The organism is Glutamicibacter sp. ZJUTW (genome assembly GCF_008370855.1).
Classification (GTDB): domain Bacteria; phylum Actinomycetota; class Actinomycetes; order Actinomycetales; family Micrococcaceae; genus Glutamicibacter; species Glutamicibacter nicotianae.
This window is the reverse complement of record NZ_CP043624.1, coordinates 2,750,230-2,765,514: the sequence shown is the minus strand read 5'-3', so window position 1 is coordinate 2,765,514 and position 15,285 is coordinate 2,750,230. Positions and strand designations below refer to the sequence as shown.

Annotated in this window: 15 protein-coding genes; 5 read left to right on the top strand and 10 right to left on the bottom strand. The window is 61.2% G+C overall.

From position 1 onward, the window contains the following. Window positions 1-61: 61 nt before the first annotated feature. The 3 genes from F0M17_RS13020 to F0M17_RS17485 form a co-directional block, all read right to left on the bottom strand. The gene (locus F0M17_RS13020; protein WP_149597245.1) at window positions 62-1,444 is read right to left on the bottom strand and encodes an NAD-dependent succinate-semialdehyde dehydrogenase; all 1,383 of its coding nucleotides are present in this window, start codon (window positions 1,442-1,444) and stop codon (window positions 62-64) included. A gap of 272 nt (window positions 1,445-1,716) precedes the next feature. After that, a complete protein-coding gene (mgrA, locus tag F0M17_RS13015; RefSeq protein ID WP_305794198.1) occupies window positions 1,717-2,778 on the bottom strand; it encodes an L-glyceraldehyde 3-phosphate reductase in 1,062 nt (353 codons plus the stop codon). A gap of 294 nt (window positions 2,779-3,072) precedes the next feature. Next, window positions 3,073-3,234 (bottom strand): hypothetical protein, encoded by a 162-nt coding sequence (locus tag F0M17_RS17485; protein WP_168202021.1) that lies wholly within the window; start codon window positions 3,232-3,234, stop codon window positions 3,073-3,075. A gap of 150 nt (window positions 3,235-3,384) precedes the next feature. On the opposite strand from F0M17_RS17485, the gene F0M17_RS13010 reads away from it, so the two are divergent. Both F0M17_RS13010 and hrpB read left to right on the top strand, forming a co-directional pair. Beyond that, the gene (locus tag F0M17_RS13010; RefSeq protein WP_149597244.1) at window positions 3,385-4,170 is read left to right on the top strand and encodes an alpha/beta fold hydrolase; all 786 of its coding nucleotides are present in this window, start codon (window positions 3,385-3,387) and stop codon (window positions 4,168-4,170) included. Further along, window positions 4,167-6,725 (top strand): ATP-dependent helicase HrpB, encoded by a 2,559-nt coding sequence (hrpB, locus tag F0M17_RS13005; protein WP_149597243.1) that lies wholly within the window; start codon window positions 4,167-4,169, stop codon window positions 6,723-6,725. Before F0M17_RS13010 ends, hrpB begins: the two co-directional genes overlap by 4 nt. 66 nt (window positions 6,726-6,791) lie before the next feature. Here the strand turns inward: hrpB and F0M17_RS13000 are convergent, their stop codons facing one another. Both F0M17_RS13000 and F0M17_RS12995 read right to left on the bottom strand, forming a co-directional pair. Further along, window positions 6,792-8,024: an acyl-CoA dehydrogenase family protein gene (locus F0M17_RS13000; protein ID WP_149597242.1), complete on the bottom strand. Its 1,233-nt coding sequence runs from the start codon at window positions 8,022-8,024 to the stop codon at window positions 6,792-6,794. Between the two features lie 101 nt (window positions 8,025-8,125). Then, window positions 8,126-8,815 (bottom strand): TetR/AcrR family transcriptional regulator, encoded by a 690-nt coding sequence (locus F0M17_RS12995; protein ID WP_073707925.1) that lies wholly within the window; start codon window positions 8,813-8,815, stop codon window positions 8,126-8,128. A gap of 161 nt (window positions 8,816-8,976) precedes the next feature. Here F0M17_RS12995 and F0M17_RS12990 point away from each other — a divergent pair, with 161 nt between their 5' ends. Then, window positions 8,977-9,408 (top strand): DoxX family membrane protein, encoded by a 432-nt coding sequence (locus F0M17_RS12990; RefSeq protein WP_100339263.1) that lies wholly within the window; start codon window positions 8,977-8,979, stop codon window positions 9,406-9,408. A 94-nt stretch (window positions 9,409-9,502) separates the two neighbouring features. Next, entirely contained in the window at window positions 9,503-9,685 is a 183-nt protein-coding gene (locus F0M17_RS12985) for a hypothetical protein (RefSeq protein WP_066141310.1), read from the top strand. 71 nt (window positions 9,686-9,756) lie between these two features. On the opposite strand, the gene F0M17_RS12980 is transcribed toward F0M17_RS12985, so the two are convergent. The 3 genes from F0M17_RS12980 to F0M17_RS12970 all read right to left on the bottom strand — a co-directional run bounded on the left by F0M17_RS12980 (window position 9,757) and on the right by F0M17_RS12970 (window position 12,908). Then, complete coding sequence (locus tag F0M17_RS12980) at window positions 9,757-11,208, bottom strand: DHA2 family efflux MFS transporter permease subunit (RefSeq protein ID WP_149597241.1); 1,452 nt, start codon at window positions 11,206-11,208, stop codon at window positions 9,757-9,759. 60 nt (window positions 11,209-11,268) lie between these two features. Further along, the gene (locus F0M17_RS12975) at window positions 11,269-12,267 is read right to left on the bottom strand and encodes a PhzF family phenazine biosynthesis protein (protein ID WP_246857063.1); all 999 of its coding nucleotides are present in this window, start codon (window positions 12,265-12,267) and stop codon (window positions 11,269-11,271) included. 95 nt (window positions 12,268-12,362) lie between these two features. Beyond that, window positions 12,363-12,908, bottom strand: coding sequence for a hypothetical protein (locus tag F0M17_RS12970; RefSeq protein WP_149597239.1), 546 nt, complete (start codon window positions 12,906-12,908; stop codon window positions 12,363-12,365). A 211-nt stretch (window positions 12,909-13,119) separates the two neighbouring features. On the opposite strand from F0M17_RS12970, the gene F0M17_RS12965 reads away from it, so the two are divergent. Next, window positions 13,120-14,214: a mechanosensitive ion channel family protein gene (locus F0M17_RS12965; protein WP_052254100.1), complete on the top strand. Its 1,095-nt coding sequence runs from the start codon at window positions 13,120-13,122 to the stop codon at window positions 14,212-14,214. Window positions 14,215-14,285: 71 nt separating this feature from the next. Here the strand turns inward: F0M17_RS12965 and F0M17_RS12960 are convergent, their stop codons facing one another. Together F0M17_RS12960 and F0M17_RS12955 are read right to left on the bottom strand one after the other, a co-directional pair. Beyond that, complete coding sequence (locus tag F0M17_RS12960) at window positions 14,286-14,930, bottom strand: YqaJ viral recombinase family protein (protein ID WP_246857062.1); 645 nt, start codon at window positions 14,928-14,930, stop codon at window positions 14,286-14,288. A 64-nt stretch (window positions 14,931-14,994) separates the two neighbouring features. Further along, window positions 14,995-15,255 (bottom strand): thioredoxin family protein, encoded by a 261-nt coding sequence (locus tag F0M17_RS12955; RefSeq protein ID WP_052254101.1) that lies wholly within the window; start codon window positions 15,253-15,255, stop codon window positions 14,995-14,997. Between the last annotated feature and the right edge of the window lie 30 nt (window positions 15,256-15,285).

The following is a 15,285-nucleotide window of genomic DNA, read 5'->3' as shown; positions in this document are numbered from 1 at the left end:
ATAAAACCGAGGGGCTGTCTCCTGAATAATCAGGAAACAGCCCCTCGCTGCGTTTGGCGGACTATTCGCCTACGTAGAACAGGCGCTTGTTCACGAACTCGTCCATGCCCAGCGGGCCAAGTTCGCGGCCGAAGCCTGAACGCTTCACGCCGCCGAATGGCATTTCTGCACCCTCGGCGCTGGCTACGTTCACGTTGGTCATGCCGGACTGCAGCTTCTGCGCCACCTTGGAAGCGCGCTCGACGTCGGTGGAGTGCACCGAACCTCCCAAGCCGTAGATGGTGTCGTTAGCCAGCTCGGTGGCTTCCTCGTCGCTGGATACCTTGTAGACCACGGCTACCGGGCCGAACAGCTCCTCGTAGTAGGCACGCATGTCCTTGGTGACGCCGCTCAGCACCGCAGGGGAGTAGTACGCGGAAGGGCCGTCGTGCAGCACGCCGCCGGCATGCAGGGTTGCGCCCTTGGAGACCGCATCCTGCACCTGTGCGTGCAGATCCTCGGCGGCCTTGCGCGAGGACATCGGGGCGAACGTGCCTTCCTCTTCCTTCATCGGGTCGCCGGCCTTCAAGCCCGACGCACGCTGGGTCAGCTCGGCAACGAAATCATCGAAGATGTCCTCCATGACGATCATGCGCTTGTTCGAGTTGCAAGCCTGTCCAGTGTTGTCGATGCGGAAGCCCCACGCAGTCTCGGCAATGCCGGCGACGTCGTCGGAGTCGAGCACGACGAATGGATCCGATCCGCCCAGCTCCAGCACTGCCTTCTTCAGGTTCCGGCCTGCCTGCTCGCCGATGATAGCGCCCGCGCGTTCCGAACCGGTCAGCGAAACGCCCTGGATGCGGGGATCAGCGATGATGGTCGAGATCTGATCGTGGGTGGCGAACAGGTTGTTGTAGACGCCTGCAGGCACGCCGGCCTCATCCATGATTTCCTGGATGGCCAGAGCCGAGCGCGGGCAGGACTCCGCATGCTTCAAGATGATGGTGTTGCCCAGCATCAGGTTAGGCGCCGCGAAGCGGGCTACCTGGTACAGCGGGAAGTTCCACGGCATGATGCCCAGCAATGGGCCCACCGGACGCTTCTGCACGACGGCCTTGCCGCCGGAGAAGGACTTGATCTCCTGGTCCGCAGCCAAAGTGGGGCCCTCGGTGGCGAAGTACTCGAAGATTTCCTGGCAGAATTCTGCTTCGCCCACGGCCTCGGAAAGCGGCTTGCCCATCTCGGTGGTCATGATCTTGCCGAGCTCTGCAGCGCGCTCGGCGAAGAGCGCTCCGACCTTGGAGACAATCTTGGCGCGTTCGTTGATGTCGACGTCCTGCCATGATTCGTAGGCGGTCTGCGCTGCAGCCAATGCCTGCTCGACTTGCTCGTCGGTTGCTGCGTCGAACTCCTCGACAACTTCACCGGTAGCCGGGTTCAAGACCTTGTAGGTTGGGGCGCTCATCAATGCTCCTGTCGTTTGCACAAAAGTGGCCAGCGTAAGCCGCGTGGCCCTAACGTTAGCGGACTCCACGCAATAAATGAATGTAATTCACTTCATATTGCGTCTACTCCGAGCTTATCCGCAGAAACAAGTTTCAGCCACTAAGGAACAGCAGGAATTTCGATTGCGAAAAAGATGCAGACAGAAGCGAGCGAAAAAGCCGTGGTTTCCAAGTCATGTCTTGGAAACCACGGCTTGAGAGCACAGATAATTACGCTGTGATCAGTGGATCGCTAGCTGATAGCGGAAGTTCGCCACCAATCGATTCCTGCATCGCCCTGGGCAATCGTGGCAATCTGGGCCAATTCAGCCTCGGAGAAGTCGAGGTTCTCCAGCGCACCAAGGTTCTCGTCCAGCTGCTTGGTGGACGAAGCGCCAATCAGCACCGAGGTTGCCGCACCTTCGCGCAGCAGCCAAGCCAAGGCCATCTGTGCCAGCGACTGCCCGCGCTTCTTGGCGACCTCGTTCAGGTTGCGGATCTTGGCGAGGTTCTCATCGGTCAGCTGGGCTTCGAGCGAACGGCGTCCGCCCTGGCGCACCACATCGGTGGTTTCCAGGTACTTGTCGGTGAGCAGGCCTTGGGCCAGCGGGGTGAAGGCAATGGTGCCCATGCGTTCCTTTTCCAAGGTCTGCAGCAGGCCGTGCTCCACCCAAGGGTTCAGGATGTTGTACGACGGCTGGTGGATGACCAGAGGGGTCCCCAGGTCCTTGGCGATGGCGGCGGCTTCAGCAGTGCGTTCTGCCGAGTACGAGGAGATGCCCACATAGGTGGCCTTGCCTTGGCGAACTAGGGCATCCAACGCGCCGATGGTTTCGTGCAGGGGAGTCTTCGGATCGAAACGGTGCGAATAGAAGATGTCCACGTAGTCCAGATTCATCTTCTTCAGCGAAGCCTCGCAGGAGGCCAGCAGGTATTTGCGCGATCCGAAGGTGCCGTGCGGGCCTGGCCACATGTCGTAGCCGGCCTTGGACGAAATGACCAGCTCGTTGCGGTAGGGCTTGAAGTCCTTGAGCATCATGCGGCCGAAGTTCTCTTCGGCTGAGCCTGCCGGAGGGCCGTAGTTGTTGGCCAGGTCGAAGTGGTTGATGCCGTGGTCGAAGGCATGGCGCAGGATCTCGCGCTGCGTGTCGAAGGGGCGGTTATCCCCGAAGTTCCACCACAGACCCAGGGATAGCGGCGGCAAGCGCAGGCCGGATTCGCCCACGCGGCGGTAGCCGAAATGCTCATAGCGGTCTGCGGCAGCGGTGTAGGGGCGGTGCAGTTCAGGGATGGACGGGAGGCGTTCGTATTCCACGAGGCACCTTTCTGCCAGGCCAAGGGCTGGCGTGCGGAAATCGATGTGAAGTCAATTTCCACAATAGGCCAGAGCCTGAACTAAACAAATAGAGCCCAGGTGAATCCGCTGTGTGCGTAAAGGATTAGCGGATCGCGTTAAATGATGAACCGACCCGCCAGGCCAAGGAGGTAACGCCTGTGCGGATCGGTTCATCTAGATCACTCGCACCTTGAGAAGGTATTAACCACACTAGGAGCTGATTCTTGTAAAAAGCTGAACACTACGTGTGCGGTCTCTCAGGAAAAGTTGTTGCTAGTAATTCGAGGGCGGATCCGAAGCGGGGAATGATTCGTCTTCCCGCTCTTCGACGAGCGCTTCATCGTGCTCGTCATGGTGCTTCTTTTCCTCTTCGGCAAGTCGCAGCTTTTCCTCTTCAACGCCATCGGGCTGCCCAGCAGCTGATTGTTCAGGCATGCTCTTCCTCCCAACTTCCGTGGGCCACCCCCAGCGGGTGGCCTGACCCTGTGTCTTCAGTGTTCACCTATTCGACGCGGTTGTCGAGGGCGGGACGGAACTCTGATTTCGACTTCACCGCCGCTACAGGATTTAATCGGAGGCATGCCGATGATCAATAATCCCGCAGACGGTTCCGAAATCTTCTTTGACGATGACGGGGCCGCCGGGGAACCGATTCTGTTCCTCCACGGCTCCGCCCTGTCCCGCTCCATCTGGAGAGGGCTCGGCTACACCAAGGCGCTCGGCGAGAACCACCGCACCATCCGCATGGACCTGCGCGGACATGGGAAATCAGCCAAATCCCACGACGTAGCCGATTACGCCATGGACAAGGTGGTCAGCGACATCCACGCCGTCATGGATCATCTGGGCATCAAACGCATCCATATCGTCGGCTACTCCTTCGGCGCACGTACCGGCCTGCACATGGCCATGCACCATCCCGAGCAGGTGATTTCGCTGATCATGCTCGGCGGCACCTATGAAATCACCCCCGGCGAAATCGGGAAGCTCTTCTTTCCTGGTTACCTTGGTGTCCTCCGCAACGGCGATATCGAAGGTTTCGTCACCGGGCAGGAAAAGAATGGGCGTCTGGATCCAGCCACCCGACTGGCCTTCAAGTCCAACGACCCGCTGGCGCTGGCCGCCTACTACGAAGCTGCCGAGACCCTGCAGAACATCGAGGTGTCCGAGCTGGCGAAGATCAGGATCCCGACCCTGCTGCTGATCGGCACCAGGGACCAGCCGCGCTTCGACCAGAACAAGATCATGGTCCGCACCTTGCCCAATGCGCGCATGGTGGCCTTGCCAGGCCGGACCCACGGCAGCACCCTGTACCCGATTGAACCGGTAGTGAGCGCCATCAAGTCCTTCTGGTCAGGTCGCCAGGCATGAGTTTTGCCCCCTTCGACCTGAACCGGATCTCTTCCGGCCTGGCCTTCGGGCCCAGCAGGGAAGAGCTCTTCGCATCCGTGGCGGCCAATCCCGCGCAGCCGCTGGTGATCCAGGCTCCGCCGGGATCCGGCAAGACGACCATCGTTCCGCCCACGGTAGCCAACGCGCTGCATCAGGCCGGGTTGGGCGGCAAGGTCATCGTGACCCAGCCGCGCCGTGTCGCCGTCCGCGCGGCAGCCCGCCGCCTCGCCCAGCTGGATGGATCGGCGGTAGGGCAGCGCGTCGGCTTCGCCGTGCGAGGGGAACGCAAGGCGTCGGCGCAGACCCGCGTGGAATTCGTGACAGCCGGCCTCATGCTGCGCCGGCTGCTGGCGGATCCGGATCTTGGCGGTGTCAGTGCGGTGATCATTGATGAGGTCCATGAGCGGTCGATTGATACCGATTTGCTGCTGGCCATGGTCAACCAGGTGAGCGAATTGCGCGATGACTTCTCGCTGATCGTGATGAGTGCTACCTTGCATGCCAGCGAGCTTTCGGAGCTGATGGTGCGCGATACGGCAGCACCGGTGCTCAGCGCGCAGACCGCCCAGTTCGAGGTAGAAGAAGCCTTCGACAGTTTCGCGGGGATCAGGAATGCCGAACGCGGGCTGAACGACGACTACTTGCGCCATGTAGCGTCCGTCGCGGTACGCCATGCGGCGGAAGCCAATGCGGCCAGCGACACCCCGGTGGACACGCTGGTCTTCGTGCCCGGCGTTCGGGAAGTCGAACGCGTCTGCTCGCAGATCGCAGCCGCAGGCGTGCCGGTCTTTGCCTTGCACTCGCAGATTTCTTCCAAGGAACAGGACCGGATCCTGGGCGAACCGGAACCCGGCAGCGACCCGCGGATCATCGTCTCCACCTCCATTGCCGAATCATCGGTCACGGTGCCGCGGGTGCACCTGGTCATCGATGCCGGCTACGCCCGCGAGCCGCGCCGAGACAGCTCGCGCGGCTTCTCCGGGTTGATGACCGTGGTGGCCAGCCGTTCCGCAGCCACCCAGCGGGCGGGCCGTGCAGGACGCCTTGGGCCGGGCAAGGTGGTGCGCACCCTGGATCCGAAATCCTTCGCCGCCGCACCAGCGCACTCCACGCCGGAAATCCGAACCGGAGATCTGGTGGCCGCGGGCTTGTCGCTGGCGGCGTGGGGGACCCCGCGTGGCGAGGGGCTTGCCATGTGGGAGGCTCCGCCGACTGGCGCCATGGCCAGCGACGAACAGGTCCTGCGCAGCCTGGACGCGGTGGATGAGGCAGGCCAGATCACCTCGCTGGGCAAGCAGATGATGAAGATTCCAGCGGACCCGCGTGCCGCCCGCGCGCTGCTGGAGGGAAGCCGGATCTTCGGTGCCCGGGCTGCTGCGGATGCTGTTGCCTTGCTGGCCAGCTCCGAGCGCATCGCCAGCGCGGACCTGAACGAGCTGCTGGTCGCGGTGGCCCGGAATTCGCATCCGGCGCACCGCGCCTGGAAGCATGAAGCGCAGCGCCTGGAAAAGCTCGTGGGAGCTGCGGGGCCGAGCACCGGAAGGCAGGCTGGATCGGCAGCCACGGCATTGGCAGGGGTGTGCGCGTTGGCGTACCCGCAATGGATTGCCCGCAAGACCGGGCCGGACGAGTACCTCCTGGCCTCGGGAACCCGGGCCACGCTGCCTCGGGGCAGCGCGCTGATGCATGAAGAATTTCTCGCGGTCGCCGAGGTGTCCCGCACCGGATCCAAGGCCATGATCCGGCGGGCTATCGGCATTGACTTGGAGACGGCCATAGACCTGCTGCCGCAGATGCACCAGATGCGTGAGGTGACAGAAATGTCCGACGGCAGGATCACCGCCCGCCGGATCGAAAGCTTCGGCGAGATCGAGCTGGCAGCCCATCCGATCAAGGCCACCGAGGAACTGGGGATGCAGGCTGTGGCCAGCGCCCTTGCCACGCAGGGCATGCGCTTCTTCGGTACCCACGAGAAATTCGATGCCTTGCGTCGGCGCATGGCAGTGGCCCGCGGTTTGCTCGGGGAACCTTTTGTCCGGGTTGACGACCAGAGCCTGGTTGACGCTGCAGATCATTGGCTGCAGCCGGTACTGCGGAAGATTGCTTCCGGCACGAATGCGGCCAAGGTCGACCTGTATTCGGCATTGCGGACATTGCTGCCCTGGGAGCATGCCCATGATTTCGATTCCCTGGTGCCCGAGCGGCTCCAGGTTCCTTCGGGATCGAGAATTTCCGTGGCCTACCCCGAGGTCGGTGAATCTGGTCCTGCGGTTGTCGCGGTGAAACTGCAGGAATGCTTCGGGCTGGAGGACTCGCCCCGCCTGGTCAATGGCAAGCTGCCGGTGCAATTCCATCTGCTGTCGCCGGGTGGCAGGCCGCTGGCGGTGACCGATGACTTGGTGAGTTTCTTCAATGGACCCTATGCCCAGGTGCGTGCTGAAATGCGCGGGCGCTACCCGAAGCATCCCTGGCCGGAGAATCCGTGGGATCACGTGGCCACCGCAAAGACGAAGAAGCGCTTGGGGGAGCAATAGAAAAAGCACGCCCGGACCGCGGCTCAGATTGAGCCAGGTCCCGGCGTGCTTTCCTGCGTCCTGGTACTAAGCGAAGGTGGAGAAGCCGGTGATGTCGCGGCCCATGATCAAAGCCTGCACGGTTTCGGTGCCTTCATAGGTGTGGATCGCTTCCACATCGGCGAAGTGGCGGGCCACGCGGTTGCTGGTCAGGATGCCGTTGCCGCCGAGCAGGTCGCGGGCATTCGCCGCGATGGAGCGTGCGGTGCGGGTGGCGGTGTACTTGGCCAGCGAAGCCTGCGGCCCGGTCAGCTCACCGGAGGTTTCGCGCTTGGCCGCCTGCATCACCAGAACCTGGATGGTGGCCAGCTCGGACTGCATGCGCGCCAGCCGTTCCTGGACGATCTGGCTGGCAGCCAGCGGGCGGCCGAACTGCACGCGCTGCTTGGCATAGTTCACTGCCGACTCGTAGCATGCGGTCGCGTGGCCTACGGCAGACCAGGCGACGCCCAGGCGGGTGGCGAAGAGGACACGGGAGGTGTCCTTGAAGCTCTTGGCTTCCGGCATCACATCCTCATCCGGAACGAAGACGTTGTCCATGCGGATATGCGCCTGCCAGATGGCGCGAAGGGACAGCTTGTTCTCGATGGTGGTGGCCTTGTAGCCCTCGGCATCCTGGTGGACGATGAAGCCGCGGACCTTGCCCTCGTCATCACGAGCCCAGACGATGCTCACGCCGCCGATCGAGCCGTTGCCGATCCATTTCTTCTCGCCGCTCAGTCGGTAGCCGCCCTCGACCTTGGTTGCGCGGGTTTCCAGCGACACCGAGTCGGAACCGTGGGTGGGCTCGGTCAACGCGAAGGAGCCTGGGAGCTCGCCGCGCAGCATGGGGATGGCGTACTTCTGGATCTGCTCTTCGTTGCCGCAGTACAGCACCGAGCGAAGGGCCAGGCCGCCCTGGACGCCGACAATGGTGGAGACGGAGCCATCGCCACGGGCCATTTCCATGTTGACCAGACCGGCAGCCAGCGGACTCATTTCCGCGTAGCCCTCGGGATTCAGGCCATCGCGCAGGAGATCTGCGTCGCCAAGCTTCTTGATCAGGTGCAGCGGGTAGTCGGCCTTGTCCCAGTACTCGTGGATGTCGTGCTTGACCTCATCGAGGATGAACTTGCGGGCCTTGGCGCGCCAAGCATTGTCCGCTTCGCCGACTTCGGCAAAGACTCCGGTCGGGTCGGTGTTGACGTCCTCCGACCACAGGTCGTATTCGGGTTCAACAACGCCTGCGGGAAATTCGAATTCGGTCTCCAGCTGGGACATTTCAGGTGCTCCTAATAGCTAGGGTGAAAAAGTTTCACTCACTAGACTAGTGGAACGCAGTGCCATGTCAAGAAACTAGGTTTCAAGGTGTGGGGGACAGCTTACTTTCCGTGCTCTTTAAGTGCGCGGGAGACCGCTTGGAGAATATCCTTCTCCTCGGCGGCGGCGTCCAGCACCGAGACCACCACGCTGGGGGCCGCGGGCTTGGCAGGGGTTGCCTTCTGGTCCGGGTCGAGCAGATCTGCGAAGCGGTTGAGGAACTGGCGTACGTCGTTGGCCAGCTTGGTGCGGTCAGTGCTGTGCGCATCCTTCAGCCAGCTGCGCAGATGGTCATTATGGATGGCCACCAGACCGGCGCTGACGCCTAGGCACAGCGACTTCTCCGATGCGGTCTTCGCCAAGTCGCGGCGCTTCAAGAATCCATAGAAGGCGCGTTCGTATCGGTGGGTGGAAACCAGCTCGCGCTCGCGCAACGATGGCACCGAGGAGAGCAGCTTGTGGCGCAGCGCGGCTCCTTCGGGATTGACCGTGTACTGGTCGAAAACTACATGCGCTGCATCGATGAGCGTAGTGATCGCATCAACCGACGAGGCTGCCAGCGTGGTCTCGACGTGCGCAATGATCATTTCCTGGTCGGCAAAGACCATGTTCTCTTTCGAACCGAAACGGCGGAAGAAGGTGGAACGGGAAATACCGGCGGCAGCTGCCAGCTCGTCGACGCTGGTGGCATCGAAGCCCTGCGTAATGAGCAGATCTAAGGCTGCTGGGGGAACTGCGGAAGAAGCGATCATGATTCACGAATTTAGCATGATTCAAGCTGGGAGATTCTTGGGTTCAGCTTTGCGCGCCGCCCAAATGATTGTGAACTACTGCGCCCATGACTACGCTGAACATCAGGGCGTTCTATAGAAGATCGCCATTTCTGGACTAAAAGAAAGAGAAGTGAGGGCCCATGGGAATCTCGATTGCAAACGCCGCGCTACGTTTGGTCAGTGGCGCGTTCATTCTCAACAGCGGCATCAACAAGTTGCGTATCGATGAAGCGAGCGCGGCAGGCCTGCAGCAGATGGCAGCCAACGGCGTGCCGCAGCTGGCCGAGCTGGAACCAGCAGTTTTCGGCAAGGCTGTCTCCATCAGCGAGATCTCGCTGGGCAGCGCCCTGCTGCTTCCGCTGATTCCATCGCGTCTTGCGGGCTTGGGCCTGGGTGCCTTCTCCGGCGTGCTGCTGGCTTCCTACCTGCGCACCCCGGGCATGACGGAATCCGATGGCATCCGCCCCACCGCAGACGGCACCGCCCTGGCCAAGGATGTCTGGCTGGCAGGTATTGCGGTGGCCCTGATCTTTGGCCGCAAGGCAGCCAAGAAGATCAAGAAAGCGAAATAAACGCTTGAGCAAAGCGCTCAGCTGGCCTTAAGTTGATCTTGAAGACTGCGGTTTTCAGCGGCCATATTTGAACCACAAGCTAAGAGGAGAACCAATGGGTTTCTTAGATGATGCAAAGAAGAAGCTGGGCGAGGCAGTCGAAAACGCGAAGGAATTCGCCGGAGACGCCAGCGAGAACATCAAGAGCTTCGCAGCTGATGCCCAGGAGAAAATCGGCGAGAAGGTCGACGAGTTCAAGCACGGCGACAACGAAGAAGATCCTGAAGACAAGGTCTAAGGGCCATAAGGCAAGCGCCTGATCCACCGACGTTCACGTCATGGATCAGGCGTTTGCCTTTGACGCGTTGCCTAGCGCCGGGCCTTCTGGCCGTCGCTGAGGAACGCAACAACCAGCACGGCGGCCACGGCGATGAAGCCTGGCAGCATCAACGCCTGCCCCAAGCCGACAGACATGGCTTCCATGATCACCGCAGGATCCTTGGAGTCCGCCTGCGCGATCTGCGCCGAAACACGGGCATCCATCATCACCGCGATCAGCGCCGACCCAAGGACCGAACCGATTTGCCGGGTGGTGTTGTAGATTCCCGAACCGGCACCGGCATCACGCGCGGTCAGGTCCTTGGTGGCCGCCAGCGACAGGGACGGCCAGATCATGGCTGAACCGACGCCTTGGACCGCCGAAGGGATCAGCAGGGCCCACAGCGGGATATCGGCGTGCATCAGGAAGGCATAGGCCACCGTGGCACCGCCAAACAGGAAGAACCCGGGCACAGCCAGGATCCGCGGACTGAGCTGATTGACCTTCTTGCCCAGCTGCGGAGCGATGAAGATCGCCACCAGGGCCATCGGGGAAATCATCAACGCGGATTCGGTCGGACTCAGACCGCGCACGTTCTGCAGGAAGAACACCATAGGCAGGGCGATGGTCGCGATCGTCAGGCCCATGAACGTGATCGCGACATTGGCCAGCGAGAAATTGCGCACTGTGAACAAGCGCAGTGGAACCAGCGGCTCGGATTTGGTCTTCGACTGCCACCAGACGAAGGCACCCATCAGCACAATGCCGATGATGATCAGATGCCACGAATTCAGCGGGCCAATAAATGGTTCCCAGTTGGTGGCGTCGCCTTCCTGGATGCCGAAGACCAAGCAGAACATGGCCAGCGCCGAGAGGAAGACTCCGAACCAGTCGAAGGAATGCGCATGGGCTTCAAGCGCGGGAACGAACTTGAAGACCATGGCCAGGCTGAGAACCGAGATGGGCAGGTTGATGAAGAAGATCCACTCCCAGCCAATGGAGTCCACCAGCAAGCCGCCGGCAATCGGTCCGATCAGCGAGGCGATGCCCGCCACCGCACCCCACAATCCCATGGCCGCGCCGCGGTGCTGGTACGGGAAGAGCCGGGTAATCAGCGTCATGGCCTGCGGGGAAATCATCGACGCGCCCAGGCCCTGGACGGCGCGTGCTGCCACCAGCGAACCGAGGGAATCGGACAGGCCGCACCACAGCGAGGCCAGCGAGAAGACCACCATGCCGATGAGGTAGATGTTGCGCGGACCAAAGCGGTCGCCGAGCCTTCCGGTGACCAGCAGCGGCACGGCGAAGGTGAGCAGGTAGGCGCTGTTGACCCACAGGATGCTGGAGATGTCGGCACCCAGCGACTTCATGATGGCAGGCATCGCGGTGGACACGATGGTGGTGTCCAGCAGGATCATGAAGAAGCCGATGACCAATGCCCAGAGGGCTCGCCACGCGGCTTTTCTATCGAAGTGTGATTCGGGATTCGCAGTATCAGGCACCGCTCAAGGCTATTCCCTATTCGCCGGATGCGGAACCGATAGCGAACCTATGAAGGATAATCAGTCGAAGCTCACATCACCGGAGATGCGGGTGGCGACATCGCCGCTGACCCAAACACCGCGTTCGGTCGCTTCGATATGCAGGATCGCTTCACGACCCAGGCGGGTGCCCTGGCGTACCGTATAGCGCTGCGGCGCATACCCGGATTGCGTCAGCCAGGTGCCGAACGCGGCGTTCAGCGAACCAGTGGCAGGGTCTTCAGGAACGGCCTCGCCGGGGATGAAGGCACGCACCTCATAGTCGGCGGGAGGCTGGAGCACCACATTGCGGAAACGCTCCTCGGAACGCTCGAAGTCAGAGAAGTCCAAGGGCCGCAGTTCTTCACGGGTCCCGGAAATCCGCGGGATGACCGATCCGCGCGGTTGCCATACGCTCTGCGAGACGCTGGAGGCCGTGTAGGGGCCGATGACGCCGACTTCCAACCCCTGGAGCGCCACGTAGTCCGGTTCGATGCCCAGCACGATATCGGCGTCACGCAGCACCAGGCCGGCAGGATGCGGGCCGTTGACCAGCCACTGGTGGTCCACCACGTCTTCCTCGCGAATGCCCAGACCGGCAATCGCCCACTGCAGGACATCCGGTTCCAAAGGACCGGAGCGGGTGAGCGGGGGAGCGAGGAAAGCCAAGCGCCGCGAGTGCCGGTCGCTGCTCTCGCGCTCCACGCGCACCGGGATCAAGCCGGCGCCGCATTGCTGGATCAGATGGCCGGCCGGGCCGGCTTCCCCGCCGGATTCCAGCCAGGCATGGGCAGCGCCAAGGGTGGGATGGCCGGCAAAGGGAAGCTCGGTGCTCGGGGTGAAAATGCGGATGGCATAGTCGGCTTCCTCGTCGCTCGGTTCGACGAAGAATACGGTTTCAGCAAGATTCATCCACTGCGCAAAGTGCTGCATCTGGTCATCGCTCAGGCTGTCAGCATTGAACACGACTCCCAGGCCATTGCCGTTGAAAGCAGTGGGTGCAAAGACGTCAACCTGCTGATAAGAGAATGTGCGCGACATACTTAGCATGGTGGCACATTAACCAGCAGGTTGACCCGGTGTTACGTGTTAGGTCACGCAAAAAGTTGCGAACGCATCATGCAAGCGGACCTTCCTTACCAATGGTGCGCAACATCGATGACCAAGCGTGAACCGTCGCCAGGTCCAGCCAGGGTGAACACGCGCATCGGAAGCCGGGCCCTGGTGGAGATCCCCACCTTGGTCTGGCCTTCAAAGCTGCCCAGCCAGACCAACTGGCGGAACGTCGTATAGCCCAGATTCTTCACCTTCGCTCCGGGATTGAACCCCGGAGCTGTTGGTGCCTGCACCAGGATTTCCAAGTTGGCCCCACCCGTGGTGGCCACCGGCAGTCCGGAACCGATTCCAGTCAGTTCGCTGACATACCTTGCCGAGTAGCTGGCAGCCGGTCCTGCCAGATCAATGACCAGCCGGTCAAAGCACAAATGGCGTCCGGTACGCAGATCCTGAACCGTGGAATGCGTGGACAAGGAACCGGTTTTGGCCAAAGAACCCCAATAGACCGTTGGACAGGAAGTGGATGCCTGCGCGGCCGGCGCCGGAGCCGCCGCCGAAGCCGGCGTCACCACGAGCAAGGCCGCCGCCACCGCGCCCAGCGCGATTCCAATTTTTCCGTGGAGCATAGGGATCACCGTCTTTCTTGGTTTGCGCCTGCTGGCAGAGCATACTGCCAGTGAATCTACTAAAGGCCTGGAGCACGTGAAGCACAAGGGCAAAAAGGAATTGGAACCACACTGAGACGGTTCTGCAATGGTGCTGGAAACCTCCCGAACCATATGGTGGGACGAAGGTTCCGCACAGCATTTATTTAGCGCCATATGACATGCTTAAAGCATGTCTCCTACCCCCGTTGAACCTCTAGACGAAACCGTCGAGGAAGTCATTACAGCATCAAGCTTCCTCCCCGAATCGTTGCAATTCTGGGTTGTCCTGCTGATTGGTGCGCTCGTAGCCGCAATCTTGGCATTCGTTTTCAGCGGCGTGGCACGCCGCGTGCTGCGCCGGATCGGCGTGGATGAAGCCGATGTGAAAGCCACCAGATTCCCGTTCTTCGGCATGGTCACATCGATCATCGCGAAGTCGGCCTTCGCGGTTTTCTATAGCGATCGTCCCTGGTACAACCCCTGGCAGTTCGCCATCCTGATCGTTCTGGTTTTCTTCCTCACCTGGTTCATCATCAAGCTGGTGCGCGTGATTGAAGCCGGCATGATGGCACGCTTCGAGTCGAGATTCGGCCCAGGACGCAGGCTTGCCAAGGTCCAGACGCAGGTCGGCCTGATGCGCCGCGTGCTGATCGCGGTGCTGTGCATCCTTGCCGTCGCCGCGGTGCTGCTGACAATCGAACAGGTCAGGGCGCTGGGCGCCGGCCTGTTGGCTTCGGCCGGTCTGGCATCGGTGGTCGTCGGCTTGGCCGTGCAATCAACCTTGGCCAACGTCTTCGCCGGCTTGCAGGTCGCGTTTACCGACTCCATTCGCGTGGATGACACGGTGGTGGTCGAAGGGGAGCGCGGCACCGTCGAGGAAATCACCCTCTCCTACGTCGTCGTGCACCTGATCGATGGGCGCCGGATGATCCTGCCATCGACCTACTTCACCACCACGCCGTTCGAGAACTGGTCGCGGCGCAGCACCGAGATTTCCGGAAATGTCGCACTGCAACTGAAGCTCAATGCGCCGATTGCCTACCTGCGCCAGCGCAGCACCGAACTGCTTGAGTCCTCCGACTGGTGGGACGGCCGGGATAATGAGCTACTCGTGACGGATGCCCAAAATGGCTTGCAGACAGTGACCATTTATTTATCTGCGCGCAACGCCGGGGACCTGTGGAACCTGCGCAACATGCTGCGGGAGAAGCTGCTCGCCGAGCTGGTGGAAAACTACCCTGACTGCCTGCCAGATCCCCGGATGATCCCGAGCAACCCGGTCTGATGGCAAAGAGATAGCCACTGATTCCAGTCCTTCGAACTGGTTTCAGTGGCTATTTCCGTTTCCCGGTGAAATCAGAGCCGCAACGCCGCCGGCCCGTAGTCTTTGTAGCGCTCCTGGCGGGCCGTCGCCTCGCGCAATGCGTCGATCAGCGACTCGGCCTTGCCAATCAGATCGCTGATCAAATCATCGTCCCGTTCCACCCAAAGGTATTCGGGAACCGCGCGCACCGGCACGAAATTGTCGTGCTCTTCCCAGACGAACAGCGTGCGTTCGGCACCGATCACGTGCTGCTGCCACAGGATCTGGCGCAGATAGTTCTTCGGGATTTTCTTGAACGGCTTATTGGTGGTCTTGATTTCAGCCAATACCGGAACCCCCGAAGCGTCAAATCCAAGGCCATCGGGAGTTGCCAGATGCAGCTTCGATTGCTGCGAGTGGAAGAGCTGGGTGGAAGGAAAAATATTGAAATTCTCTTGGACCCAGGCGGCAATGACCGGTTCGCGCTTGCGTCCATGGTCGGTGTAGGGATTGCCGGAGAAGCCATTGCCGTACAGCTTGTCCCACGCGGCATTCTTGATGGACTTCTCGGTGGACAGCTTGGCCACGTCCGTTGCCGTGATGCCCTGCGCTCGTGCCCGCAGCCACTCGATGCGGTTGGAAGAGTCAGCTAAAACACGTTCGAAGCATTCATGGTGGACGCCGGGCACAGTAATCACTTGATCTATTCTTCCCCATGAAGGGGCAAGAATCGTGCACCTTGGCCTCGCAGCCGGCGTGAGACTAGTCGCTGGCTCCGGCGATAGCGGTCAACAGCTGATTGATAGTCGGCGTCTCACTGGCACGGAATTTCTCTGTGCCGTCCTGCAATAGCCGGATGACCGGGGTGCTGGTGATTCCCAATTCCTCGCCACGGGCCACCTGCTCCACGACGTTGATCTCTTCGACCTCCAACGCGGGCAGCAATTCCTGCACTCGGGCCACGGTTTGCCGGGTGCGGACGCATGGCGCGCAAAATGGCTGCGTATACAATTCCAGCTTCATTTGCCGCTGACTGCTCCTGCTGTAGTTGTG